At 66.4% G+C, this 25,495-nt stretch carries 24 protein-coding genes; 13 read left to right on the top strand and 11 right to left on the bottom strand.

The window, feature by feature from the left end:
• Nucleotides 1-115 precede the first annotated feature (115 nt).
• From ACWIGM_RS30150 to ssb, 3 genes are all read left to right on the top strand, one after another.
• A complete protein-coding gene (locus ACWIGM_RS30150) occupies nt 116-1,102 on the top strand; it encodes an MBL fold metallo-hydrolase (RefSeq protein WP_454029663.1) in 987 nt (328 codons plus the stop codon).
• Between the two features lie 131 nt (nt 1,103-1,233).
• The gene (locus tag ACWIGM_RS30145) at nt 1,234-2,007 is read left to right on the top strand and encodes an NAD kinase (RefSeq protein WP_454029662.1); all 774 of its coding nucleotides are present in this window, start codon (nt 1,234-1,236) and stop codon (nt 2,005-2,007) included.
• Between the two features lie 225 nt (nt 2,008-2,232).
• Entirely contained in the window at nt 2,233-2,775 is a 543-nt protein-coding gene (gene ssb, locus ACWIGM_RS30140) for a single-stranded DNA-binding protein (RefSeq protein WP_454029661.1), read from the top strand.
• Nucleotides 2,776-2,958: 183 nt separating this feature from the next.
• Here ssb and aroA read toward each other — a convergent pair whose 3' ends face one another.
• From aroA to ACWIGM_RS30115, 5 genes are all read right to left on the bottom strand, one after another.
• Nucleotides 2,959-4,230 (bottom strand): 3-phosphoshikimate 1-carboxyvinyltransferase, encoded by a 1,272-nt coding sequence (gene aroA, locus ACWIGM_RS30135; protein WP_454029660.1) that lies wholly within the window; start codon nt 4,228-4,230, stop codon nt 2,959-2,961.
• Nucleotides 4,231-4,413: 183 nt separating this feature from the next.
• Nucleotides 4,414-4,713 (bottom strand): putative quinol monooxygenase, encoded by a 300-nt coding sequence (locus ACWIGM_RS30130; RefSeq protein WP_326877061.1) that lies wholly within the window; start codon nt 4,711-4,713, stop codon nt 4,414-4,416.
• Nucleotides 4,714-4,798: 85 nt separating this feature from the next.
• Nucleotides 4,799-5,656 carry an ABC transporter permease gene (locus ACWIGM_RS30125; RefSeq protein ID WP_454029659.1) on the bottom strand — a complete coding sequence of 286 codons (858 nt, stop codon included), beginning with the start codon at nt 5,654-5,656 and terminating at the stop codon, nt 4,799-4,801.
• Nucleotides 5,653-6,648 carry an ABC transporter substrate-binding protein gene (locus ACWIGM_RS30120; RefSeq protein ID WP_454029658.1) on the bottom strand — a complete coding sequence of 332 codons (996 nt, stop codon included), beginning with the start codon at nt 6,646-6,648 and terminating at the stop codon, nt 5,653-5,655. Before ACWIGM_RS30120 ends, ACWIGM_RS30125 begins: the two co-directional genes overlap by 4 nt.
• 192 nt (nt 6,649-6,840) lie before the next feature.
• Nucleotides 6,841-7,725, bottom strand: coding sequence for a LysR family transcriptional regulator (locus ACWIGM_RS30115; RefSeq protein WP_454029657.1), 885 nt, complete (start codon nt 7,723-7,725; stop codon nt 6,841-6,843).
• A 113-nt stretch (nt 7,726-7,838) separates the two neighbouring features.
• Between ACWIGM_RS30115 and ACWIGM_RS30110 the strand changes: the two genes are divergently transcribed.
• Both ACWIGM_RS30110 and ACWIGM_RS30105 read left to right on the top strand, forming a co-directional pair.
• Complete coding sequence (locus ACWIGM_RS30110) at nt 7,839-8,630, top strand: GNAT family N-acetyltransferase (RefSeq protein WP_454029656.1); 792 nt, start codon at nt 7,839-7,841, stop codon at nt 8,628-8,630.
• Nucleotides 8,627-9,811 (top strand): MFS transporter, encoded by a 1,185-nt coding sequence (locus tag ACWIGM_RS30105; RefSeq protein WP_454029655.1) that lies wholly within the window; start codon nt 8,627-8,629, stop codon nt 9,809-9,811. The genes ACWIGM_RS30110 and ACWIGM_RS30105 overlap by 4 nt, the downstream gene beginning before the upstream one ends.
• Here the strand turns inward: ACWIGM_RS30105 and ACWIGM_RS30100 are convergent.
• A complete protein-coding gene (locus ACWIGM_RS30100; protein WP_454029654.1) occupies nt 9,808-10,506 on the bottom strand; it encodes a type 1 glutamine amidotransferase domain-containing protein in 699 nt (232 codons plus the stop codon). The two genes, ACWIGM_RS30105 and ACWIGM_RS30100, sit on opposite strands and share 4 nt — an antisense overlap.
• 114 nt (nt 10,507-10,620) lie before the next feature.
• On the opposite strand from ACWIGM_RS30100, the gene ACWIGM_RS30095 reads away from it, so the two are divergent.
• From ACWIGM_RS30095 to ACWIGM_RS30080, 4 genes are all read left to right on the top strand, one after another.
• Entirely contained in the window at nt 10,621-11,517 is an 897-nt protein-coding gene (locus ACWIGM_RS30095; RefSeq protein ID WP_454029653.1) for a LysR family transcriptional regulator, read from the top strand.
• A gap of 242 nt (nt 11,518-11,759) precedes the next feature.
• Nucleotides 11,760-14,675 (top strand): excinuclease ABC subunit UvrA, encoded by a 2,916-nt coding sequence (gene uvrA, locus ACWIGM_RS30090; protein ID WP_454029673.1) that lies wholly within the window; start codon nt 11,760-11,762, stop codon nt 14,673-14,675.
• Between the two features lie 111 nt (nt 14,676-14,786).
• Nucleotides 14,787-15,203, top strand: a complete 417-nt coding sequence (locus tag ACWIGM_RS30085) for a hypothetical protein (protein ID WP_454029652.1) — start codon at nt 14,787-14,789, stop codon at nt 15,201-15,203.
• A 67-nt stretch (nt 15,204-15,270) separates the two neighbouring features.
• The gene (locus ACWIGM_RS30080; RefSeq protein ID WP_454029651.1) at nt 15,271-15,396 is read left to right on the top strand and encodes a hypothetical protein; all 126 of its coding nucleotides are present in this window, start codon (nt 15,271-15,273) and stop codon (nt 15,394-15,396) included.
• Nucleotides 15,397-15,411: 15 nt separating this feature from the next.
• On the opposite strand, the gene tcmP is transcribed toward ACWIGM_RS30080, so the two are convergent.
• Together tcmP and ACWIGM_RS30070 are read right to left on the bottom strand one after the other, a co-directional pair.
• The gene (tcmP, locus tag ACWIGM_RS30075) at nt 15,412-16,560 is read right to left on the bottom strand and encodes a three-Cys-motif partner protein TcmP (RefSeq protein WP_454029650.1); all 1,149 of its coding nucleotides are present in this window, start codon (nt 16,558-16,560) and stop codon (nt 15,412-15,414) included.
• Nucleotides 16,560-17,327, bottom strand: coding sequence for a DUF5131 family protein (locus tag ACWIGM_RS30070; protein WP_454029649.1), 768 nt, complete (start codon nt 17,325-17,327; stop codon nt 16,560-16,562). Before ACWIGM_RS30070 ends, tcmP begins: the two co-directional genes overlap by 1 nt.
• Before the next feature lie 1,151 nt (nt 17,328-18,478).
• On the opposite strand from ACWIGM_RS30070, the gene aspT reads away from it, so the two are divergent.
• The 3 genes from aspT (at nt 18,479) to ACWIGM_RS30055 (ending at nt 22,055) form a co-directional block, all read left to right on the top strand.
• A complete protein-coding gene (aspT, locus tag ACWIGM_RS30065; protein ID WP_454029648.1) occupies nt 18,479-20,146 on the top strand; it encodes an aspartate-alanine antiporter in 1,668 nt (555 codons plus the stop codon).
• 151 nt (nt 20,147-20,297) lie between these two features.
• A complete protein-coding gene (gene motA / locus ACWIGM_RS30060; RefSeq protein WP_454029647.1) occupies nt 20,298-21,155 on the top strand; it encodes a flagellar motor stator protein MotA in 858 nt (285 codons plus the stop codon).
• A 27-nt stretch (nt 21,156-21,182) separates the two neighbouring features.
• Complete coding sequence (locus ACWIGM_RS30055) at nt 21,183-22,055, top strand: flagellar motor protein MotB (protein ID WP_454029646.1); 873 nt, start codon at nt 21,183-21,185, stop codon at nt 22,053-22,055.
• 343 nt (nt 22,056-22,398) lie between these two features.
• On the opposite strand, the gene ACWIGM_RS30050 is transcribed toward ACWIGM_RS30055, so the two are convergent.
• Both ACWIGM_RS30050 and ACWIGM_RS30045 read right to left on the bottom strand, forming a co-directional pair.
• Nucleotides 22,399-22,749, bottom strand: a complete 351-nt coding sequence (locus tag ACWIGM_RS30050) for an AraC family ligand binding domain-containing protein (protein WP_454029645.1) — start codon at nt 22,747-22,749, stop codon at nt 22,399-22,401.
• Between the two features lie 129 nt (nt 22,750-22,878).
• Nucleotides 22,879-23,844, bottom strand: a complete 966-nt coding sequence (locus tag ACWIGM_RS30045) for a hypothetical protein (RefSeq protein WP_454029644.1) — start codon at nt 23,842-23,844, stop codon at nt 22,879-22,881.
• Nucleotides 23,845-24,069: 225 nt separating this feature from the next.
• On the opposite strand from ACWIGM_RS30045, the gene ACWIGM_RS30040 reads away from it, so the two are divergent.
• Nucleotides 24,070-24,570 (top strand): invasion associated locus B family protein, encoded by a 501-nt coding sequence (locus tag ACWIGM_RS30040; protein WP_454029643.1) that lies wholly within the window; start codon nt 24,070-24,072, stop codon nt 24,568-24,570.
• Nucleotides 24,571-24,734: 164 nt separating this feature from the next.
• Here ACWIGM_RS30040 and ACWIGM_RS30035 read toward each other — a convergent pair whose 3' ends face one another.
• On the bottom strand, nt 24,735-25,409 hold the full coding sequence (locus ACWIGM_RS30035) for an RraA family protein (protein ID WP_454029642.1): 675 nt from the start codon (nt 25,407-25,409) through the stop codon (nt 24,735-24,737).
• Nucleotides 25,410-25,495 lie beyond the last annotated feature (86 nt).

Below are 25,495 nucleotides of genomic sequence, written 5' to 3'. Positions count from 1 at the left end.
GGCGTTGTTGCCCAAGCTAGTTTGGCGCTCGGGCCGATCCGAAGCCCAGGGCACGATGCCGGCTGGCGGGGCGCTATCCGGGGGAGGTCGTGCTCTTCTCGTTGCTGGAGCTGACATGGCCCGTTTCGAACCCTCGCGCCGCACCATGATGGCGGGCGCCGGCGCGCTCACCGCTGCTGCGGCGCTCGATCTGCCCGTCGGCATCGCGCCGGCCCATGCGCAAGGAGCGTCCGTGAACCAGAACCCGGGTTTCTACCGCTACAAGGTCGGCGACATCACCGTCACCGCTCTGAATGACGGCTTCGCCAAGCGCCCGCTCGAGGGCTTCGTGCGCAATGCCGAGCTCGCCGACGTCAAGAAGGCGATGGAGCAGGCCTATCTGCCGAGCGACGCGCTCTCGATCACCTTCACCACGCTGGCGCTGCAGATCGGCGACAAGATCACCCTGATCGACACCGGCAACGGCGATTCCGGCGCACCGACCTCGGGCGCCTGGATGAAGAACTTCCAGGCCGCCGGGTTCGACCCGAAGAATGTTTCGAGCGTGGTCTTCAGCCATTTCCACGGCGACCACATCAACGGCTTCCGGCTCAAGGACGGCACTGCCGTGTTCCCGAACGCCGAGGTGATGGTGCCGGCGGCCGAATGGGCCTTCTGGATGGACGACGCCAGGATGAACGCGGCCCCCGAAGCCATGAAGGGCGCCTTCGCCGGCGTGCGCCGCGTCTTCGGCCCCGTTGCCAAGGATGTGAAACAATATGAGGCCGGCAAGGAGATCGTGCCGGGCGTGACCGCGATCGCGGCGCCCGGCCATACGCCAGGGCACACCGTCTTCGCCGTCTCCTCCGGCAGCGGCAAGCTGCTGGTGCTGTCGGACACGACCAACCACCCTGCCCTGTTCGTGCGCAATCCCGACTGGTCGGCGGTGTTCGACATGGACGGGCCGCAGGCAGCCGCCACCCGTCGCAAGCTGCTCGACATGGCTGTCGCCGACAAGATGCAGGTCTGCTTCTATCATGCCCCCTTCCCCGCCACCGGCCATATCGCCAAGGCCGGCAACGGGTTCGAGCTCGTACCGGTGCAGTGGAGCAGCGCGATCTGAGACCCTCGCGCACTCCGCTGGGGAAAGGCCGGGGCATGCGCCCCGGCCTTTCTTTTTGGCGGCGACCCGGCTCGCGATCCTCCTTCGGGGCGTGCTAGACCGATCCCAGCTATGCCGACCGGATACCAGCGATGACCGAGCGTTTCACCGCCATCTCCTTCGTCGCCAGCGAGACGCCCGAGGCCCAGGCCGCGCGCGCCAAGCTGGTCGAACGCTATGGCGATGCCGACCCGGCGCAAGCCGAGGTGATCGTCGCGCTCGGCGGCGACGGGCTGATGCTGCAGACGCTGCATCGCTTCATGGGCACCGCCAAGCCGATCTACGGCATGAATCGTGGCTCGGTCGGCTTTCTGATGAACGAGTTCCGCGAGCGCGGCCTGCGCCAGAAGCTCGAGGCGGCGCAGCGCAGCGTCGTCCACCCGTTGACGATGACGGCGGCCGACTGCAACGGCAAGCGCGTCGAGGCGCGCGCGATCAACGAGGTTTCGCTGTTCCGCCGCTCCTACCAGGCCGCGAAGCTGCGGATCTCGGTCGACGGGCAGGTGCGCCTGTCCGAGCTCGTCGCCGACGGCGTGCTGCTCGCGACGCCGGCCGGCTCGACTGCCTACAACCTCTCGGCCAACGGCCCGATCCTGCCGCTCGACGCGCCATTGCTGGCGCTGACCCCGCTCTCGCCTTTCCGTCCACGGCGCTGGCGCGGGGCGCTCCTGCCCGACCATGCCAAGGTGACGATCGCCGTGCTGGAGGCCGAGAAGCGCCCGGTCAGCGCCGTCGCCGACCACACCCAGATCGACAACGTCATCTCGGTGCAGATCGCGATCGACCGCTCGCTCGACCTCGTCATGCTGCACGATCCCGGCCATAGCCTGGACGAGCGCATCCTGCGCGAGCAGTTCGGCTATTGAGGCTGCTGCTCCGCCTTCCGCAGGCCTCGTGGGCCAGCCCCGTCGCTCACCGGCTGCCCGCTTCCTCCATCGCCCTCGTCAGCTCGCATTTTTATCGGGGACAAGCCTCGAAAAAGCCTTGAACAAAACATGAACATCATTGATAGTGCCGGCATGGCCCGCTAGGGTCCGGCTCCGGTCATCCGGCCGGATTTGTGCTGAAGTGCGCAGGAAATGGAGCCTGTCATGGCTGGTAGCGTCAACAAGGTCATTCTGGTCGGCAATCTCGGGCGCGACCCCGAGGTGCGGCGCCTCGGCAGCGGCGAGCCGGTGGTCAACCTGCGGATCGCCACTTCGGAGACCTGGCGCGACAAGCAGTCGGGCGAGCGCAAGGAGCGCACCGAGTGGCACTCCGTGGTGATCTTCAACGAGAACCTCGCCAAGGTCGCCGAGCAGTATCTGAAGAAGGGCTCGAAGGTTTACATCGAGGGCCAGCTGCAGACCCGCAAATGGCAGGACCAGCAGGGCGTCGAGAAATACACGACCGAGATCGTGCTGCAGCGCTTCCGCGGCGAGCTCACCATTCTCGACAGCCGCGGCCAGGGCGGCGACGAGTTCGGCGGCGGCAGCAGCGGCGGCTATGGCGACGAGGGTTCGTCGGGCGGCGGCTCCTTCGGCCGGTCGAGCCCGGTCGGCGGCGGCTCGCGCCAGCCGGCGATGGCGAGCGGTGGCGGCAGCAGCGGCGGCTCGCGCTCGTCGAGCCATCTCGACGACGACATCCCGTTCTAGGACTTCTGAGCGGGTTTCATACCTGTCATTCCGGGGCTTCGCGCAGCGAATAGCCCGGAATCCAGAACCATTGCCAATTACCGGGATAGTGTTGCGGCCGAGAGCTCCTTTCGGCCGCTTCTTCGTTTCTCGCTTCCGGGCTCAGGCCTGCGGCCTGCCCCGGAATGACGGCAGTGCCAGTTCCTACGGCAGCTCACCCTCGAAGCGCACACCGAGCGAGCCGAGCGCGCGCCAGTAGTCCGGGTAGGTCTTGGCCACGCAGCCGGGATCGAGGATGGTGACGCCGCCGATCTTCAGCCCGGCCAGCGCGAAGCTCATGGCGATGCGGTGATCGGCGAAGGTGTCGATCTCGGCCGGCAGCGTCTGGCCGGCCAGCGCCGGATCGGAGGCCACGAGGAGATCATCGCCCTCCTCTACGCCAAGGCCCTCGCGAATCCGCGACAGGCCCTGCGCCAGCGCCGCGACGCGGTCGCATTCCTTGACGCGCAGGTTGGCGATGCCGGTGAAGCGCACCGGCGTGCGGTTGAAGGCCGCGAGCACGGCCAGCGTCGGCACCGCATCCTGCATCTGCGAGCCGTCGATCTCGGCCGGCAGGTTCGGGAAGGCGGCGATCAGTTCATGCGCCCTGGCGTCGGGCTGGGTGAAGGCGGAAGCCGGCACGCCGAGATCGATCGCACCACCGGTCAGCACCTCGGCCGCCCAGAGATAGGTCGCGGCCGAAGCGTCCGGCTCGATCAGGTAGTCGGTCGCAGTGTAGCCGGTCGGCGCGATCCGCCAGCCGCCGCTCGCCGGTTCGGAGACCTCAGCGCCGAAGGCACGCATCGTCGCCAGCGTCAGATCGACATAGCCGCGCGCGCCGATCTCCTGGCCGGCGAGCACGACATCGACCGGATCGCGGGCGCAGGCGCCGGCCATCAATAGCGCCGAGACATATTGGCTGGAGAGCCCGCCATCGACCTCGACCAGCCCGCCCTCGAAACCACCCTGCCCCCGGATGGTGACCGGCGGGCAGCCGCTTGGCGCGCTGATTGCGACGCCGAGCCGGGTGAGCGCCTCGACCAGCGGCAGGATCGGCCGCTTGCGCATATGCTCGTCGCCGTCGACGACGACCGTGCCGTCGACCAGCGCCGCCGCAGCGGTCAGGAAGCGGGTCGCCGTACCGGCATTGCCGAGAAAGAGCGGTCCGGCCGGTGCCTTGAGGCGTCCGTCGCTGGTGACGATGAAGCTGGTCGCGTCGGGCTCGGCGATCTCGACCCCCATGTCGCGCAGCGCCTGCGCCATATAGCGGGTATCGTCGCTCTTCAGCGCGCCGCTGAGCCGGCTGGTGCCCTTGGCCAGCGCCGCGACCAGCAGCGCCCGGTTGGTGATCGATTTCGAGCCGGGCGGCATCACGCGGCCGGTCAGCGCCGCCGTCGTCGGCAGGATGGTGAGTTTGCTGAGGGCGGATTGGGTCATGGCTGGCTCGCGGCTCGATCGCGAGGGTCTTAGACCGTGCCGGCGGGAAGCGGAAGGCACAGCGTCATTGCGAGCGCAAACCGTCATGCTCGCCCCTGTGGCGAGCATCCACGTCTTGAACACCGTATTGTTCGAGGGAAGACGTGGATGGTCGGGACAAGCCCGACCATAACGGGGATTGGATCAGCCCTTCGCCAGTCCGAACCCGCCGACCGGCTGCGTGACGACATGGCTGTCGAAGCCGGCGATGATCGGCCTGGCCTTCGCGATCGCCGCCTGCACAGCCGGCAGAGCGAGGGAAGCCTTGTGGCTCTCTTCCTTGTCCCAGACCTCGGTCACCCAGATCGCATCGGCGTCATCGGGATCGCGGGCGACGATGTAGCTCAGGCAGCCCGGCATTTCGCCGCTACTTTCGAGGATATAGCCGATCAGCGCCTCGCGCTCGCCGGGCTTGGCCCGCATCTTTCCGATCAACCCGTACATGGCGGCCCTCTCCCGTTTCGGGCGGCACCCTGCCCAAGCGACGGACGCAGCGCAACCGATCGTCCTGACCGAATCCGTCAGCAGCTCACGCCGGCGGCCGCCGCTGCCGAAGGATCGCCTGCGCCATGCGGTCGAGCAGGATCGCCAGCGCCACGACCGCGAGCCCGCCGACGAAGCCGAGGCCGGGATCGGCGCGCTGCAGGCCGAGGAGGACGACCTCTCCGAGGCCCTTGGCGCCGATCATCGAGGCGACCACGACCATGGCGAGCGAGAGCATGATCGCCTGGTTGAGCCCCTGCAGGATCACCGGTCGCGCCAGCGGCAATTCGATCAGCCACAGCGTCTGGCGCGGGCGCAGGCCGAGCGCCTGGGCGGCCTGGATCATGCCGATATCGATGCCGCGCAGGCCGAGTTCGGTCAGCCGCGCGAAAGGCGGCAGCGCGTAGATCAGGGTCGCGAGCAGCGCCGGCGCCCGCCCGAGCCCGAGCAGCATCGCCACCGGGATCAGATAGACGAAGTTCGGAATGGTCTGCATCAGGTCGTAGACCGGCGCGAGTGCCTTTCCCAGCCTCGGCAAGCGCGCTGCGGCGACACCGAGCGGCAGGCCGAGAATGACGACCAGCACCACCGCGACGATGACGAGTGCAAGGGTCTGCATCGCCTCGGTCCAGACGCCGAGCCCGGCGAGCACCAACGGCAACACCGCCATGGCGAGCGCGAAACCAAGGTTGCGTCGCGCAAACCAGGCGCTTGCAGCGACAGCCAGCACGAAAGCCGGCACGGGGACAAACAGCAGGAGGATCTCGACGCCGCGCACCGGCGCGGTCAGCAGCCTGCTGAAGCCGTCGAGGTCGTTGCCATAGCCGGTGACGACGGCATCGACACCCTGGTTGACCAGCTTCTGCAGCGCCTTGCCGAAATCCGGCAATCCATCGAGTGTCACAGGCCGGACGCGACCTTGCTGGCGATCTCGGCCGGCAGCCAGGCCTTCCAGACGTCCGGTTGCGTCTTGAGGAAGACAAGCGCCTGCTGCTCGGGCGAGACGCCCTTCTCGCGCGCCTCGGCGAGCATTTTCGAGGTCAGTTCGCTGGTCGTGGTGTATTTCCTGAAGAAGCCGGCAAGCTGCGGCGCCTTCTTCGCCAGTTCGACATTGGCGCCGATGACGACCCGGCTGACCGGATAGGCGGTGGCGCGCTTGGGCGCATCGCTCGCCTTGAGCTCGTCCCAGATCGCCTGGTCGAAAGCCGGCTCCTCGAGCTTGACCAGGTCATAGGCGCCGAGCAGCCAGCTCGGCCCCCAATAATAGAACACCACCGGCCGCTTGCGCTTCAGGGCGGATTCGACGGCGGCGACGATCGCTTCGCCCGAACCGCCGCGGAGATTGTTGAAGTCGCCGGACAGCCCATAGGCAACGAGCTTCTTGCTGTTGATGCCTTCGCAGACCCAGCCGGCGACGCAATTGTAGAAGCGGCCCTTGCCGGGCTCGTCCGGATCGGTGAACAGCTCCTTGTAGCGCTTGAGGTCCTGCACCGATTTCAGCTCGGGCGCCTTGGCGTCGGGGCCGGAGACGAGATAGCGCGGCACGAACCAGCCTTCGTTGGCATCGGGGAAGGTCGTGCCCAGCGGCTCGACCTTGCCGGCAGCTGACTCCTTGACCCAGGCCTCGACCGGGTTCGCCAGCCAGATCTCCATGACGATGTCGACATCGCCGCGCCCCAGGCCGTTGACCAGCGGCGCGATGACGCCCGGCACGCGCTCGACCTTGCAGCCAAAGCCCTTCTCGGCGATGGCGCTGGCGACAGCGCCGTGGAAGGCGGCGGAATCATAGTCGAGCCCGGCCATCTTCAGCGGCCGGTCGAGCTCGCAGGCGAACCCGGGAGCGGTGAGGCCGAGACCGAACAGCAGCGCTGCCCCTCGCAGAACGGCTTTCATCATGACGATCCCCCGCTGGCTGCTGTGCCCGAGCATGGCACCTGACTTTCTGGCATGTCCACGAAGCGCGAAAGCGGGCGAAATGTTCCGCCCAACAGGCGAAAACCTTAGCGCCGCTTTTACATCATGGGCACTGCGCAAACGGCGGATGACATGGACCGCCCGCCTGACCGGACCTGTCAGCAGGCAGCACGCTCAGCCGAGCGTGCCCAGCGCCCGCAAGGCCTTCAGCGTCTCGCGCAGGCCGCGATGCAATGGCTTGTCCTTGCGCAGCACGAGGCCGAGGGTGCGATGCACCCGCGGCGACAAAGAGCGCACCACCAGCCCGTCGCTCTCGCCGCGCACCGCCATGCCGGGCAGCACGGCGCAGCCGAGGCCGGCGCCGACCAGCCGCTTGATCGCCTCGACGCTGCCGAGCGACATCACCGGGCGCAGCGTCACGCCGGCGCGGGCGAACCATTCATCGGCGATGCGCCGGGTGATGCCGCCGGGTTCGAACAGCAGCACCGGCAGCCGCGCCAGCGCCTCCGGCGTCAATCGCGCCGGCAAGTCCATGCCCGGTGGGGCGATCACGGCGAATTCGTCCTCCAGCAGCGGCGTCACATCCAGGCTGCGGCCCGCAGCCGGCAGCGAGACCAGGCCGATATCGATCTGATTGTCCTCGATCGCCTTGACGATGTCGGAGGTGTTGCCGGTGCTGACGGTGATTTCCAATGTCGGATGGCGCTGGCGCAATTCGCGCAGCACCGGCGGCAGCAGGAAGATGCAGGCGGTGGCGCCGGTACCGATCCGGACACGGCCCATCGCCCCGGTCGCGTGGCGCGCCATCGCCTCTTGCGCCGCCGCCACCGCCGCCGCGATCCGGCCGGCATGCTCGAGCAGTTCGGTGCCCGCTGCCGTCGGCTGCGCCCGGCGTCCGACGCGCTCGATCAGTACCGTGCCGAGCCGGCGCTCGAGCTCGCGGATCTGCAGGCTGACAGCCGGCTGGCTCAGCCCGAGTCGCTCGGCCGCCGCCGAGAAGCTGCCGAGCGCGATCACCTGGCGGAAGCTGTCGAGTTGGTCGAGGCGAAGATCGCGCATCTCAAAGAATTTCTCATGCTCTGTATAACTTTGAGAAGCTTCATTTATGAGATGGCAAAGCGCAAGGTGGCTTGGCGGTTCGGGCAGACGCCGGCCGTGACAGGGCGCGAGCGATGACCGGGATCTGGGGTGCGGGACGACAGCTGCTGCGCGAGGCGGCAAACTATCTCGGCGCCTCCCAGCATTCGCGCTATCAGCAATTGCGGGCCCTGCGCGAACTCGACGAGCACAGCCTCGCCGATATCGGTGTGACGCGACAGGAGGCGCTGACCGGGCGTCCCGACAAGACGGAAAGGCGGCCCTGCCGGGCCGGAACGATGACGATGACGACCTCCGAATTCGCCGGCAATGCGGCGGCGCCCATTCTCGTCCGCGATGCTGAAGAGGCGGACATAACGGCGATCCAGGCGATCTACAGCCATCATGTCCTGACCGGCCTCGCCAGCTTCGAGGAGACGCCGCCAAGCGTCGAGGAGATGCTGGCGCGCCGGCAGGCCGTGCTGGGCCTCGGCCTGCCCTATCTCGCCGCCGAACAGGGCAGCCGGATCGTCGGCTACAGCTATGCCAGCAGCTACCGCCCACGCCCGGCCTATCGCCACACGATCGAGGATTCGGTCTATGTCGCGCAGGGACAGGCCGGGCGCGGCATCGGCGGAGCCCTGCTCTCGGGATTGATCGACCGCTGCGAGGCCGGCCCGTGGCGGCAGATGCTGGCGGTGATCGGCGACAGCGGCAATGCCGGTTCGATCGGCCTGCATCGCCGCTTCGGCTTCGAACCCGTCGGCACCTTGCGCTCGACCGGCTTCAAGTTCGGTCGCTGGGTCGACACCGTGCTGATGCAGCGCAGCCTCGGCCCCGGCGATAGCGCACCACCAGAGTCTTGGGCGGCTGGATCGGCAAGGTGATTTCCCGCAGTACCGTCTTCTGCCTCGGGCTGGCGCAGCTCATCTCCTGGGGCATCTCCTACTACCTGGTCGGCGCCTTCGGTGAACTGATCGGCAACGAGCTTGGCTGGTCACAAGCAGTCATCCATGGCGGGCTCTCTGCCGGCCTCCTGGTGATGGGGCTGACCTCCGGCACGGTCGGCCGGCTGATCGACCGCCATGGCGGCCGCACCGTGATGTGCATGGGATCGCTGTTCACCGCCGCCGGCTGCCTCGGTCTCGCCTTCGCCCATACGATTGCCGCCTACTATGCCGCCTGGATCTGCCTCGGCCTTGCCATGCGGCTCAGCCTCTATGACGCCGCCTTCGCGGCGCTGGCCCGGATCGGCGGCAGCGCCGCACGCCGGCCGATCGCCCAGATCACTTTGCTCGGCGGCCTCGCCTCGACCGTGTTCTGGCCGCTCGGCCATGCGCTCGCCGAGCAGTTCGGCTGGCGCGGAGCGCTCATCGCCTATGCCGGCTTCGCGCTGCTCACCTTGCCGCTGCACCTGACGCTGCCGACCGTCTCGGCGCGGCCTTTGTCCGATGCGGCCGCAGCGAAGCCCGTCGTCACGCTCAGCCCGGCCGACACCCGCTTCGCCGGCCTGCTCTATGCGCTGATCGTCACCTTCGCCGGCATCCTCAATGCCGGCATGTCGGCCCATATGATCGGCATCCTCGCCGGGCTCGGCCTGCCGGCAGCGGCCGCGGTCTGGATCGGCGCGACGCGCGGCATCGGCCAGTCGCTGGCGCGGCTCGGCGAGGTGCTCTTCGGGGCGAAGACCAGCCCGTTCGACCTCAACCTCGTCGCCTGCCTGGTGCTGCCGCTCTGCTTCGTCATCGGCCTCGCCGGCGGCGCGAGCGCCTTTGCCGCGCTGGCCTTCGCCTTCTTCTACGGCGCCGGCAACGGCGTGCTGACGATCACGCGCGGCACGCTGCCGCTGATGCTGTTCGATCCGAAGAGCTACGGCGCCTATGTCGGTCGCCTGCTGGCGCCCGGCTTCTTCCTCTCGGCCGCCTCGCCGCTCGGCTATGCCTTGCTGATCGAGCGCTATGGCGCATCGGCGGCGCTGATCCTGTCGGGAATGCTGGCGGTCGCCATGCTGGCGGCTGCCATGATGCTGAAGCTGCGCTTCCGCCGCGGCCTGCGCTCGGGAGGCTAGGCCAGAAGAAGATCGCGCATCGCCACACCGACACCCGCCGCCGATTGCGGATTCTGGCCGGTGACAAGCCTGCCGTCGACCACCACTTTGGCGGTGAAGTTGGGGGCCGGGTGGTGGATGGCGCCGCGTTCGCTGAGCTTGCTCGCCAGCATGAACGGTACGATCTCTTCCAGGCCGACCGCACGCTCCTCGTCATCGGTAAAGCCACCGACATTGCGGCCGGCGACGAGATAGCTGCCATTGCTCAGCTTGACGTCGACCAGCGCCGACGGCCCGTGACAGACGGCGGCGACCACCCCATCGCTCTCGAAGATGCTGCGCGTGACGCGCTCGATCGCCGGATTTCCGGGAAAGTCCCACATGGTGCCGTGGCCGCCAGCGAAGAGGATGCCCGCATAGCGGCCAGCGTCGACATCATCGAGCCTGGCGGTGGAGGAGATCGCGGCGCGAAAGACCGGATCGTTCCAGTAGCGGGCATTGGTCTTGTCGCCGAGATCGAGCCCATCGACCGGCGCTTCGCCCCCCTTGATCGAGGCGAACTCCACCGGAATCCCGGCCTCCTCCATGATTGCGAGGGGATGCGTCACCTCGCCGAGATAGAAGCCGGTGGGCTCGCCGGTCGCGCCTTTCGTGCCATGGCTCGTCAGGACGAACAGGACGGGCCTGCGCTCGGTGGGTTGTTTGGTGTCGGTCATCGTCTGTCTCCTTGCTGCCGGCCGGTTCAGCCGGTGCGATGACCGCGATGTATTCTTGCTCCACTCGGTGATAAACGAGCCAGATAGCAAATTACCTGTTCGCTTGAGAGCAAAATGCCACGCCGCTTCGATCACATGGCCGATGTCGAGGTCTTCGTGACCGTGGCGAAGAAGGGCTCGCTGACCGCCGCCGCGGTTGCGCTCTCGACGACCCCGTCGGTGCTCAGCCGTGCAGTCACCCGCCTCGAGACACGTCTCGGAATCCAGCTGCTGCGGCGAAGCACGCGCCGGCTCAGCCTGACGGAACCGGGCCGGGCCTATTTCGACCAGGCTGAAGCCGCCCTTGCGCTGATCGACGATGCCGAACGCTCGGTGCAAGCACGTGGCGCCGAGGTCAGCGGGCGCGTCCGACTGAGCGTGTCCACCACTTATGGCCATTTCCGGCTGCCGGCCAAGCTGGCCCGCTTCCACGCCGATCATCCTCTGGTCGATGTCGAGGTCGCGATCAGCAACCGCAATGTCGATCTCGTCGCGGAGGGCTATGACCTGGCGATCCGCCTCGGCCAGCTGCCCGATAGCGGCCTGATCGGCCGCAGGCTCGAGGACGCCGCCGTCAAGCTGGTCGCCTCCCCCGCCTATCTGGCGCGCAAGGGTGTGCCCGAGCAGGTCGACGAGCTCGCCCGGCATGATTGCCTGCCCTTCACCATGCCGAGCACCGGCCGGCCGGCACAGTGGCTGTTTCGCGACGCGGCCGGCGCCGATCTCGACTGGACGCCGCGCGGGACGATCCATGTCGCAGAGGACGTACTCGGCGTGGTCTCGCTCGCCGAGGCAGGCATGGGCCTGTGCCAGAGCTTCGCCTTCATCGTCGACGACCGGATCAGCCGCGGCACGCTGGTCGAGCTCTTGCCTGCGGCCTCTGGACGTTCGCGACCGTTTTCGCTGCTCTATGCGCCGCACCAGGCCCTGTCGGCGGCGACCCGCGCATTGATCGAGGCGCTGGTTATCTGAGACGCTGGCGGCGATTGTTCGACAACACTCCCGCAGCCTGCCACGCTCCTGACAATCTCTGTCAGCACACCCCACAAGAACAATGCGGCAACATCCGCGACTGCGTGCTACTCATGCCCGCCTCTCGCCCGGCTGCACTGGCACGGCACGGCGATTGCCCTATCTGTACGGCTAAAGCTCAATCGGACACCGCCATGGCCCGGAAGACCACGCTCGCCGAACAGGCCGCGACGCTGGAAGACATGTTCGACCGCAACCGTGCGGCCGATCCGAACGCCCGCGTCATCTCGGTGCGCGGCGCGCGCGAGCACAACCTCAAGAACATCGACCTGGCGATCCCGCGCGACAAGCTCGTCGTCTTCACCGGGCTCTCCGGCTCCGGAAAATCCTCGCTCGCCTTCGATACGATCTATGCGGAAGGCCAGCGCCGCTATGTCGAGTCGCTCTCGGCCTATGCCCGCCAGTTCCTCGAGATGATGCAGAAGCCCGATGTCGACCAGATCGACGGGCTCTCGCCGGCGATCTCGATCGAGCAGAAGACGACCTCGAAGAACCCGCGCTCGACCGTCGGCACCGTCACCGAGATCCACGACTATATGCGCCTGCTCTGGGCGCGCGCCGGCATCCCCTATTCGCCCGCGACCGGCCTGCCGATCGAGAGCCAGACCGTGCAGCAGATGGTCGACCGGCTGGTCGAGCTGCCGGAGAAGACGCGCGGCTACCTGCTCGCACCGGTGGTGCGCGGCCGCAAGGGCGAGTTCCGCAAGGAGATGGCCGACTGGCTGAAGCGCGGCTTCCAGCGCGTCAAGGTCAATGGCGAGTTCTACGAGATTCCGGACGCACCGGCGCTCGACAAGAAGTTCAAGCACGATATCGACGTGGTGGTCGACCGCATCGTGATCCGGCCCGATCTCGGCGCCCGCCTCGCCGACTCGCTGGAGCAGGCGCTCGACCTCGCCGAGGGCATCGCCGTCTTCGAATATGCCGACGAGAAGGAGGAGAACGGCGAGGCCCGCCGCGTCACCTTCTCCTCCAAGTTTGCCTGCCCGGTCTCCGGCTTCACCATTCCCGAGATCGAGCCGCGGCTGTTCTCGTTCAACAACCCGTTCGGCGCCTGCCCGGCCTGCGACGGCCTCGGCCACGAGATGCGGATCGATCCGGAGATGATCGTCCCGGATCATTCGCTCAGCCTGAAGAAGGGCGCGATCGCGCCCTGGGCCAAGTCGACCTCGCCCTATTACGGCCAGACGCTCGATGCGCTCGCCAAGCATTTCGGCTTCTCGACCACCAAGCCCTGGAGCGAGCTGCCGCAGAGCGCCCGCGACGCCATCCTGTTCGGCACCGGCACGGAAGCCGTTCGCATGGCCTACAACGATGGCCTGCGCGCCTATGAGGTGAAGAAGCCCTTCGAGGGCGTGATCACCAATATGGAGCGGCGCTGGAAGGAGACCGAGAGCGACTGGGCCCGCGAGGAGATCGGCCGCTTCATGTCGGAGACGCCCTGCGCCGCCTGCAACGGCTTCCGGCTCAAGCCCGAGGCGCTGGCGGTCAAGATCGACATGCGCCATATCGGCGAGATCTCACAGCTTTCGGTCAAGGACGCGCTCGCCTGGGTCAGCGCCCTGCCCTCGCGCCTGTCGGCGAAGCAGAACGAGATCGCCCCGCGCATCCTGAAAGAGATCCGCGACCGTTTGACCTTCCTGCTCGATGTCGGCCTCGAATACCTCACCCTCGCCCGCGGCTCGCGCACGCTCTCGGGCGGCGAGAGCCAGCGCATCCGCCTGGCCTCGCAGATCGGCTCCGGCCTCACCGGCGTGCTCTATGTGCTGGACGAGCCCTCGATCGGCCTGCACCAGCGCGACAATGAGCGCCTGCTCGGCACGCTGCGTCGCCTGCGCGACCTCGGCAACACCGTGATCGTGGTCGAGCATGACGAGGACGCGATCCTGACCGCCGACTATGTCGTCGATGTCGGCCCCGGCGCCGGCATCCATGGCGGCGAGATCGTCTCGAAGGGCACGCCGCAAGACATCCTCAGCGACCCGAACTCGCTCACCGGCAAATACCTCACCGGCGAGATGAGCGTGCCGGTGCCGGCCAAGCGCCGCAAGCCGCAGAAGGGCCGGAGCCTGAAGATCGTCGGCGCCCGCGGCAACAACCTCAAGGACGTCACGATCGACGTGCCGCTGGGCCTGTTCACCTGCATCACCGGCGTCTCGGGCGGCGGCAAGTCGACGCTGATCATCGACACGCTCTATAAGGCGATCGCGCGCAAGCTCAACGGCTCGATCGAGCATCCGGCCAGCCATGACCGCATCGAGGGCATGGAGCATCTCGACAAGGTCATCGACATCGACCAGTCGCCGATCGGCCGCACGCCGCGCTCGAACCCGGCGACCTATACCGGCGCCTTCACGCCGATCCGCGAATGGTTCGCCGGCCTGCCCGAGGCCAAGGCGCGCGGCTATCAGGCCGGGCGCTTCTCGTTCAACGTCAAGGGCGGCCGCTGCGAGGCCTGCCAGGGCGACGGCGTCATCAAGATCGAGATGCACTTCCTGCCCGACGTCTACGTCACCTGCGACGTCTGCAAGGGCAAGCGCTATGACCGCGAGACGCTCGAGGTGAAATACCGTGAGCGCTCGATCGCCGACGTGCTCGACATGACGGTCGAGGAGGCCAAGGACCTGTTCAAGGCCGTGCCCTCGATCCGCGACAAGATGGTGACGCTCGCCCGCGTCGGGCTCGACTATGTCAAGGTCGGCCAGCAGGCGACGACGCTCTCGGGCGGCGAGGCGCAGCGCGTCAAGCTCTCCAAGGAGCTCAGCAAGCGCGCCACCGGCCGCACCCTCTACATCCTCGACGAGCCGACCACCGGCCTGCATTTCCACGACGTCGCCAAGCTGATGGAGGTGCTGCACGAGCTGGTCGAGCAGGGCAATTCCGTGGTGGTGATCGAGCACAATCTCGAAGTGATCAAGACCGCCGACTGGATCATCGACATGGGCCCCGAAGGCGGCGACGGCGGCGGCGAGGTCGTGGCGCAAGGCACGCCGGAGGATGTCGTCCGCATCGGCAAGGGCCACACCGCGCGCTTCCTCAAGGAGGTGCTGGAGCGGCGGCCGTTGAAGGGCAAGGGGGCAAGGCAGGCGGCGGAATAGCGGGCTGCGCCCGTCGCGCCGCACACCGTCACCAGCGCGGCCGATTGACAACCAAGAGTTGGCCTGCAACCAGCCGCGTGCGGAACGGCCGCACGGATGGAATCAGGCGCCATGAAGAACGCAGCGGCCCTTGCCCTGGCCTTGTCACTCGTCGGTCCCGGCGTCGCCTGCGCGCAGGCTGCCAACGAGCCGCCCCAGATCACGGGCATCGCCGTCCGGCGTTCGGCGTCGCGGGATTTCGTCCCCGAGCGCTCCTTCATCGTCAATCAGGGCGACAAGCTCTATTCCTACGAGATCCGGCTGCGCTTCAAGAAGGAGGCGCCCCTGCCGGTCGATTTCCAGACCTTTACCTGCGAAGCCGATCGCAAGACCGACAAGCCATTCCGGTTCGCCTATCGCAACCAGTCGATCCCGGCCGGACGCCTGCAATCCGACACCTATCATCTCATCGTGCCGTTCGACGATGTCGACGCCGTGGTCTGCATGATCGGCCCCTGGCGGCCGTTGAAGCCTGCGCGCTCGCGCTAGGCTGGGTTGTTCCCCGGATACGCCGCGAGCCGCCCCCTCCCCGAGCCAATCGGTTGAAGGTCGTCAGATGGTAGCGCAAGGCACGCCGGAGGATGTCGCCCGGATCGGCAAAGGCCACACCGCGCGCTTCCTCAAGGAAGTGCTGGAGCGGCGGCCGTTGAAGGGCACGGGGGCAAGGCAGGCGGCGGAGTAGGCTAGGCCTAAGTAATCACGCTCCCGGAGACAGCTTGGTCTCCAGTTGGGGTGTCCGCTTGTTCGGGGGAAGATCAAACCGGAGCCGCGCGCTCTTGCGCTCGGCCATCGCGATCTTGTTCACGTGCGTTCGAGTGACAGGCACTTGCTCCATGATCTCAAATGCCAGCTTGCCATAAGCTGTTCCGGGACGAGTGGAGACGGCTTGCAGCAGTGCTTGCCTAGCTGCCTCCAGATTGGCGGGGCATCCCACGCCAGCGCGCTGTGCCTCGAAATCGACGATCTGCTCATCGGAAAACAGCGGGAACTGCCCGCTTTCTGCCGTCTTAATCGCATTGCGAGTCCGCAGAGCATCGGACTCGACGTCCTGTTGTACCTTCCGGAAGACGTCCACGCCGTGTCCGCTATGAGTGCCGAGGATTAGACGCATCTTGATGCGGTTTTCGCGCGGCTTTTTAATCACAATGTCCGGCAGATAGGTGGCAGCCCCCGCACGGCGCATGTTCGCTTTGAGCAGCTGGAGGATGCGTTCTTCATTTGATCCCCCGATGATGGCTTCGAAGGCTGGCCGCCAGTTCGAGTCAGCCAAGAAGCGACCTACCGATTGCGCAACACCATCCCACCCCGCATGCCGATTCACATGCTCCGCCATGAAATTGAAGAGAACTTCCCCACGGAGATCCTTCAGGAATGAGAATATGGGTCCAGAATCGACATCCCATCCAGTAGGATCGACGAAGGTGAACGTGAAGCTTTCACGGACATCGACGCACGACGCCTTTATCGCATCGAGATTGTTCTCAAATGCACCAGGAAACACCTTGATATCAAAATCAGACTTGCCCGCGGCGAATGCCTGAAGTTTGGCGAATGCCTCAGGATTCTTCTCACAAAAGCGAAATCGTACCTTTAGCCCGGAGAAACCCATATTCACCAGTATCGAACGGACCTTTTCGAGTGACGCAATCGCAAGGCCGAATGATGTATCAGACATGGCCTCGACGTCGGAATTCCTCCATGGTCCAGAGAAGGCATCCACGTAATTGAAAACTGGCGACCTCCCAAGGAATAACTTGTAGGCCGCATTCTCAAGATATTTTACTAGAAATAGATGCTTAATATATGACTGCTCACGGAGATAGTAATTCTCGATTTTCGGCAGCATCAGACATGCTCATGACCCAAGGAATCGAGAATTATTTTAGGCACAATCTGCCACGGAAAACCATTCCACTCCTCGCCGTCGAGAAGTCTCCCACCAGATTTTGGCCTAGCACCGCCCCACTGCTTGAAGAAAAAGGCGACCGCATCTCGGTCACAGATATCGCGGAGACGGCGCGCCCAGTCAGGATGCATCGGCCGAGCCCCCGGACCGCTTTCCCCGCCGACAATCGCCCATGCCACTCCGACAAGGTCAACCTCATCGATCGGCCCCAGTAGTGGCTCGAACGAGATGAATCGGGCCTCCGTATTGATGGCCTTCAAGTGCTCGATCCGACTGACATGCCCGGCGTCCTCGACAGAAACCCCAAGCCAGATATGCTTTGGCACCGGGCCGCCATTGTATCGAGTGCGGACGTACTTCTGCATAAGCGAGCTGCGCTTCGTCAGGACTTGGTAGACGTGCCAATCCGCCTTCTCCATGGCGTCGAACACCCGGTCGATGAAAGCGCGGTCGACCTCTTTGTGGAAAAGATCGCTCATGGAATTGACGAAGATCATGCGCGGCTTCCGCCAAAGCGCGGGTTGCTCCAAGCGGGACGGCCAGAGCGTCAGGTCGAAGCCTTGGGTATAGGGATGGTTCGGCGTCCCGCGCCACCGTTCCGCGAACCGCTCCGCATAGCAGTTGTCGCACCCAGGACCGATCTTGGTGCATCCCGTCACCGGGTTCCAAGTCGCGTCAGTCCACTCGATTTCTGATTTCTGCGCCACGGTCGTCACCTTCAGGAGCCGTGCAGTTTACGCCACTCCAGAAAAAGAACAAATAGAGAACATACCGGTTCATTTTTCGGACGATGCAAGCTGCTCCGAGAGCATAGGCACGCGCAGCTAATAGGGCGTTAACCATAACCCGCCGCAGATTGAAGCGCCAAATCCCTCCAGAATTCATAGCTTCAGAGCCGGCGGCAACGAACTTATCCCCGCTGCCAAAACCTCCCGTATGATCCCCTCGCCCATCACCCATACGGGGCGGCCGTCCGGAGGTATGCCAGAGGCTGGGTGAGGGTCGGCGCCTGCGGGTGGGGGTTACGCCCCGCTCCCGGGAGGCTTCGGGGCACCGCCCTGGGGGCACTACGACCCCTGTGCGAGGAGCTCGCTAGATGAAGCGGCTGCACGAAAGCCCGCTCCAATCGGCTTGCCGATTGGACAAAGCGGTCTCTTACTCAAAGTGAGAGACGGGCTCGATCGGATTGATCCAATCCGGTCGAGCCCGGCTCGGACCAACGCGATGGCCGAAGGGAGCGACGACCCGAAGAGGGGAACTGGCGCCCATTGGCATCGCGACACGGTCAGCAGCCGGCTTCGCAGAAGCGCGGCCCGGAGACTGAAAACGCCGAAGGCGGAGCGCCACGGGGCGTGCGGATGGGGACCATCCGCGCCGCTTCCTGGCTCAACGGAAGCGGATGCTACTCAACGCGCCTCGCGGCGCTCCGCCAGCCCCGTATTTGGAGGCGCCCGCAGGCAGGCCTGCGGGCGGGGTTTGGCGCGTGTGTGGTGCAAGGGCGCGGGAAGCGCAACAGAACCCCTCTCCCGCATCGAAGTCGGGTCTACCCGACTTCGACACTCTGAGTGCTGATCTCGGGCAAGCCCGAGATCAGTGGAGAGGGGCAGGGGTGAGGGCCCGCCCTCCCCGCATGAGGCCGCAACGGAGCCGCCGCGCCTTCTGCGGCGACGGCAAGTCCTCATCCGGCGCTCCGCGCCACCTTCTCCCATCCGGGAGAAGGAAGCGGCGGCGTCACGGCCGGCAGGAGCCGTCGAGCTGTCGTCCGCGGCTGACGCAAGCGAAAATCGCTGGGCCTTGCGCGCTTCGGGAGCGCCATCGATAGTCTTGGTCGCAGATTGCTCCAAGACTGGGTTTCATCGTGTCATTCGTTGAACAACCGGTTGTTGCGCTCTTCCTTTCCCTGGCCCTCGGCTATCTGATCGGCAAGATCCGGATCGGCTCCGTCCAGGTCGGCGGTGTCTGCGGCACGCTGTTCGTCGCGCTGGCGATCGGACAGCTCGGCGTGAAGATCAGCCCGGACCTGAAGAACGTCGCCTTCGCGCTCTTCATCTTCGCGCTCGGCTTCACGGCCGGCCCGCAATTCTTCAACAATATTCGCGGCGGCTGGCGCTACGGCATCCTGTCCTTCGTCGAGGTCGTCACCGTGCTGCTGTTGCTGGCGGCGGCCGTCGCGCTCTTCCGGCTCGACTATGGCACGGCCTCGGGGTTATTCGCCGGTTCGGCGACGGAATCCGCCGTTCTGGGCACGGCCTCCGAGGCGATCGCGCGGCTTTCTCTGCCGGCCGGCGAGATCGACCGGCTTCAGGCCAACATGGCGACCGCCTACAGCGTCACCTATCTGTTCGGCCTCGTCGCCATCGTCGTCGTCGTCACCCAGATCGGCCCGTTGCTGCTCGGGGTCGATATCCGCGAGGCCTCGGCGGCGCTTGCCCGCGACCTCGGGGCCGAGGACGAGGTTGGCAAGGAGAACGGCGTGCCCGAGATCGTCTCGCGCAGCTTCCGCGTCGGGCCGATCGCCGGCAGCACCGTCGGCGCCTTCGAGAACAGCGTCAACGGCGTCGTGACCATCGATCAGGTCGGGCGCAGCTCGGGCTTCACCAAGGCTGCGACCGAGACCGTGCTGGAGCCGGACGACATCGTCCTGGTGCTCGGCCGGCGGCGCTCCGTCATCGCCGTCAGCGAACGCCTCGGCGCGGAGGTGCCGATGCCGGCCGGCGACAATGTCCCGCTGGTCGAGCGCGAGGTCGTGCTCGTGCGCCGCGAGGTCAGCGGGCGCCGGATCCGCGATCTGCGCCGGCTCGCCAGCGCCGAGCAGCGACGCGGCGTCTTCATCTCGCGCATCCGGCGGCTCGGCCAGAATATCCCTGCCCTGCCCGGCTCGGTTCTCGAGCAGGGCGACATCCTGACCCTCTACGGTTCGGAGGAGGCGATCATCCGCGCCGCCCCGGAGCTCGGCCATCTGCTGCCGGCGAGCGCCGCGACGGATTTCGTCATGCTCGGGCTCGGCATCGTCGTCGGCCTCCTGCTCGGCGAGCTCAGCCTGCAGATCGGGGCACTCAACCTGACGCTGGGCACCGGCGGTGGCGCGCTGGTCTCCGGCCTGATCTTCGGCTGGCTGCACATGCACCGGCCACAGCGCGGCGCGATCCCGCACGCGGCCGCCGATTTCATGAAGGATTTCGGGCTCGCGACCTTCATTGCCGCGGTCGGGCTCTCGGTCGGGCCGGAGGCCTTCGCCCTGCTCAGGCAATACGGACTGATCCTGCCGGTGCTGTCGATCCTGGTCTCGGCCCTGCCCGCGCTCGCCTCGCTCTATATCGGCCGCTATCTGCTCAGGATCGAGGCGCCGATCCTGCTCGGCGCCATTGCGGGGCAGCATTGCAGCACGCCCGCGATCAGCGCGCTCGTCTCGCTCGCGGGCAACTCCACGCCGGTCATCGGCTACACCGTCACCTACGCGATCTCCAATGTGCTGCTGCCGCTGATGGGGCCCATCGTCGTCGGCATGGTCGGGTTGATCGGCTAGCGGTCCTGCGGGCTCTTTTCCTCCGCTGGGCCAATTTGTCGCCCCAGGCCTTTCGTGCCCCTAACTCGCCATTAACCTCGATCGTTCATTTCTTCGGAGGAGTGGTGGCTTCGCGCGGGCTGTAGCTGCTGTGGTGCGAGGGTAGCAAACCATGCGGCTGATCGTCGGCGCAATCATTGTCTTCGTCTGCGTCTTCGGCAGTTACGCGGCCATGGGTGGCCACCTCGAGGTCCTTTGGCAGCCCTTCGAGTTCGTCATCATCCTCGGCGCAGCGATCGGCGCCTTCGTCATCGGCAATCCCCCGCCGGTGCTCAAGGCCGTGCCGTCCATGCTCGGCACGATCTTCAAGGGCTCCAAATACACACAGGAATGCTATGTCGAGCTGCTCGGGATGCAGTATTCACTGTACAAGCTCGTGAAGCAGAAGGGCATGCTCGCGGTCGAGCAGCACATTGAAAATCCGAGCGAGTCGACGCTGTTCAATGCCTTCCCGACATTTGCGGCGAACCATCATGCGGTCGAGTTCGTCTGCGACTACATGCGCATGCTGACGCTGGGCGCCAACAACGCCCACGAGATCGACGCCCTCATGGACGAGGAACTGGAGACGCACCACCAGGAGCAGGAGCGTCTCGTTTCGGCCATGCAGTCGATCGCCGACGGAACACCGGCGCTCGGCATCGTCGCCGCCGTGCTCGGCGTGATCAAGACGATGGGGGCGATCAAGGAGCCGCCGGAGGTGCTGGGACACCTGATCGGCGGCGCGCTCGTCGGCACCTTCTTCGGCGTCTTCGTCGCCTATGGCTTCTTCGCGCCGATGGCGGCGTCGCTCAAGAGCACCTTCGAGGCGGAAGCCAAATACTTCCTGTCGCTCAAGGCGGGTCTCCTCGCCCATATCAGCGGCCAGCCGCCGGTGATGGCGGTCGAGTTCGCCCGCAAGGCTCTGATGAGCGACGTCCGCCCGAGCTTCAGCGAAGTGGAAGCGGCAACCGCCAAACTGGCCGCCTAATCCGGCCCAATCTCCAGCAGGGACCCGATGAGCAAGCCCGCCCAGACGATTATCGTCAAGAAGGTCAAGAAGGCCGCTCATGCGCACCATGGCGGCGCCTGGAAGATCGCCTATGCGGACTTCGTGACCGCAATGATGGCGTTCTTTCTGCTGATGTGGCTGATCAGCATGACGACGCAGGAGCAGAAGGAAGGCCTGGCGGAGTATTTCGCGCCGGGGTCCTTGAGCCCCAGCACCAGTGGCGCCGGCGGCATGCTCTGGGGTAGCGCCCTCGACAAATCAGGCAGCAAACCGTTGACGCCACGCGAGGCAGCGACGGGGACCTCCAAGCCGGAGGACAAGGCGCGCCGGACCAGCTCCGGCGGCAGCGGCGACCGCGAGGCCAACCGCTCGGCTGCCGGCCAGCAGGCCAGCCACAGCGCGATAGCCAGCCTCCGGCAGACGCTCCAGAGCATGCCCGAAATTGCCGATCTGTCGCGCAACATCGTGATCGAGCCGACCAAGGAGGGGCTGGATGTCGCCCTCATGGACGAGTCCGGCCGCTCCATGTTCCCCGAGGGCTCGGTCCAGCCCTACCCGAGCACCCGTCGCGTGCTGGAGACGCTCGCGCCGACTCTGCGCCGCCTGCCCAACCGCCTGGCGATCACCGGCCACACCTCCGCCGCACGCCCGGGCTCGGCGGCGGGCGCCGAGCCCTGGAGCCTTACCACCGGGCGCGCACTCGCCGTCCGCGAGATCCTGTCGGGCGCAGGGTTCCCCAACGACCGCTTCGCTTCCGTGGTGGGGCGCGCCGACACCGAGCCGGTCTTCCCCGACAATCCCTACATCGCGCCAAACCGACGGGTGAGGATCACTCTACTCAGTGAAGAGCCACCATTGCCCCCGCCCCCCTTTCGCTGATCACATCGCCTCGGCCGCCTCCCGGTCCGTTTGAGATCGAACTCAAGGCTGGGTGAAGGAAGCGCGTGGGGAGCGCGACGGAGAACCCCTCTTCCGCATCGAAGTCGGGTCAACCCGACTTCGACACTTCGCGTGCTGATCTCGGGCAAGCCCGAGATCAGTGGAGAGGGGCAGGGGTGAGGGCCCGCCCTCCCCGTACGAGGCCGCAGCGCCTTCCGCGGATAGGGCAGGCCCTCATCCGGCACTCCGCGCCACCTTCTCTCGCCGGGGAGAAGGCTGGGTCGCGGTTCCCTCGCCTCGCCCGTCAAACCTGCGTGTCGTGCGTGAGCTGTGCTCGGCTCGTTCAGGCGTGCGCCTCGCGCCAGTGCGGATAGGTGACATAGGCCGTCACGGCGCCGTCCTCATGCGAGCGGATGGTCACCATCTCGCCCTTGGGCATGTAGATAATCTCGCCGGGGCCGGCGGTCAGCGTGCCGGCCGCCGTCTCGACCGAGAGCCGCCCTTCTAGGACGATCATGACGTCGTCGACCGCCATCGTCTCGGCGAGGCGCTGACCCGACCCGTAGCGGCCATAGCCGATCGTGATCGGACCGCCATGGCGCTCGTCGACCAGATTGCCGACGAAGACCTCGCCATCCTGTCCGGGGGAGCGCTCCAGCGACGCGTCGCCGAGCGAGAACTTGCGGACCTTCATCGTCGTCTCCATGCCGTACCTGGTCCAGAGATTACGGCGCTGCGGCGGGGATGTTCCCGAGGGCATGGCTGCAGCGTCACTTTGCCGGGTTGCCCGCCGGACCTCGTCTGGGAGAAGGCAGGCGTCGCGTCAGCGACCGAAGGCCCGGCGCAGGACATCCTCGTTCTCCTCCTGCCGTCGCTTGTCCTCGGCGGCGCGCTGCTTCGCCTCCTCCTGCATCCGCTTTTGGGCAGCCTGCCGCTCCCGGCGGTCATCGAGGACCTTGGCACGGGCTTGCCTCGCCGCGCCTTGCCCGTCGAGCTGCCAGAATCCTGCGATATTGGCCCCGGCGGCGGCGATGCCGGCCAGGAGCACGGCGATCTGGAGCAGCTGAAAGCGCGACAGCGTCCGCGGATCGTCGCCCATGGCCACGCCCTCCGGCCGAGCGCGGGAGGGACCTGTCACCGGGACGGTCTGTGTTCCCTGCCCCGTTTCCGTCCGATCGCGGAAGGCGAGCCAGCGGGACCGAACCGCCTGGCGGAGCTGCTGTCGATCGGCCGCGACGAGCTCGTGGTGCAGCGCGACCTGCACCGTCTCGCCATACGGGATGAAATTGCCCCTCCAGCCGGGGCCGCGCAGCCAGAACGAGTTCACATGGAGCCTGCTCTCGTAGAACTGCCGTGACACCACGATCACGGTGACATCGGGATAAAGCGAGGTTCTGTAGAGCAGGGCCTGACTGCCGGAGATCAGCGACACGGGATTGAACAGCCTCGTGACGATGTCGGCGGTCTCGATGGCCTGCACCTCGTGCCAGGGGATGAGCACCTGCCTGACCCAACGATGATGGATACCGGCCGGCGACAGGACGAACATCGGCTCGCCGCGCCGGTAGCGCGCCCGGAGCGCAACCGCGATGACGCCGAGGCCCACGACCACGGCCAAAGCGATGAAGAGATAGTGGCCTCGTGACGCAAGCTTGTCGTTGGCATCGGCCAGGACGAGGAGGGCGAGCCCGATGAAGATCAGCAGCAGGCCAGTCGGAAGCAGCCGGGCGATGCTGGTGGTGGCGCGGTATTCCAGCGTCCTGTGAAGGTCCCGGCCCTCGTCATCCACGGCTCGCCCCCCGGGCTGCGACAATGAGCGCGAACCGCGCCATGCCGGCGGAGCAGCTTAGCCACACTGGCCGAACGCATCGATGCCGGCAAGGCGGCCGCGGACCGGGCGGAGGGTGGAGAGGCGCCTCCCGCGCCCTTCCGTCGCACGGCATTGTGAGGGTCTTGTTTACGCCTTGTTAAACCGCTTTTGGACATCCCTGCGATGCAAACAGGAGATGACCCGATGATCAGACTGGCCCCTCTCGCGGCGCTCAGCCTTCTCGCGGCAACGGCCTCGGCTTTCGCCGCTCCAGCCCAGCCACTCGGCCAGTTCAAACAGTGGAACGTAGCCGCTTATGACGGCGATAAAGGCAAGCGTTGCTATATCGTCTCCTCACCGAGTGCCGAGACACCTGCTACCTTGCGTCATGGTGATGTGTTCTTCTTCATTCAGACAGCGCCAAACGCGCAGGCCCGCACCGAGTCGAGCTTCCAGACCGGCTATGATTTCGCCAAGGATTCGACCGTCACCGTGACGATCGGCGACGAGAGCTTCCGCATGCTGACCTCGGGCAACAATGCCTGGCTGCAGCGGCTGGAGCGCGAAGGCGAGCTGCTCGCGGCGATGAAGGCCGGCGACGAGATGGTGCTGGCGGCGCGCTCGGCCCGCGGCAACGAGACCAGCTACACCTTCTCGCTCGAAGGCGTGACCGCGGCGTCTAGGCTGCTGGAGCGGTGTAGCTGAGGGCGGCGCGTCTTTCCGGGGCTTCGCTCAGCGAAGGGCCCGGAACCCAGAACCGATGCCGTCGCCGGACAAGGCGCTGCATCCGTTTGGAGAACGATCGAGCGCATCGGCTCTGGATTCCGGGCTCAGGCCTTCGGCCTGCCCCGGAATGACGGAGGATGGGGTCACAACACCCCGTGGCGCTCGAACACAGAGCGCAGGCTGTTCCCGGCGAGGAGCTCCTCGCGGGTCGAATCCTCGGCCTCGATCTTGGCCAGCGCCCGCCGGATCGCCTCGGGCGCGATGGCGCGGGGCACGATGACGACGCCGTCGACGTCGCCGAAGATGAAATCGCCCGGCGCGACGCGGGCGCCGCCCAGTTCGACCGGCTCGTCGGCGGCCATCATCTCGGCCCGGCCCTTGGTGTCGAGCGGGCCGATGCCGCCATGGAAGACCGGGAAGCCGAGCTCGCGGATGCGGCGGACATCGCGCACCAGCCCGTCGGTGAGACAGCCGGCGGCGCCTCTCACCTTCGAGGCGGTGGTGAGCAGTTCGCCCCAGGGCGCGATCCGGTCGGTCGGCCCATCGCAGGCGAGCACGGGAATCTCGCCGGGTTTGAGGCTGTCGATCAGGTCCATCTCAAGGGCGTAGGGGTTGTGCCCGGCCGGGAGATGGTAACGTTTCATGTAGAGCCCGGTGCGGGCGAAGCCGCAGAGCACCGAGGCTTCGTCGAGCGGGCGCACGAAGGGCTTCACCGCCTGGTCGGGATGGCCGAGCTCGTCGAGCACGTCGGAAAGCACGGCCGAATAGAGCCGGCCTTTAAGTTCGGCGAGATCGAGTTCCTGGGCCGGATCCGGCATGCGCTTCCCCTCTTTATGGCGAGGGGAAGCTTCCGGGCGTGCCGGCGGCGGGTCAAGCCATCGCCGCTGCGTGGGGCGGAACAGCG

Source organism: Allobosea sp. NPDC055332, from assembly GCF_053645455.1.
Note: the sequence above shows the minus strand (reverse complement) of the source record. Positions and strands in the feature narration are given on the sequence as shown.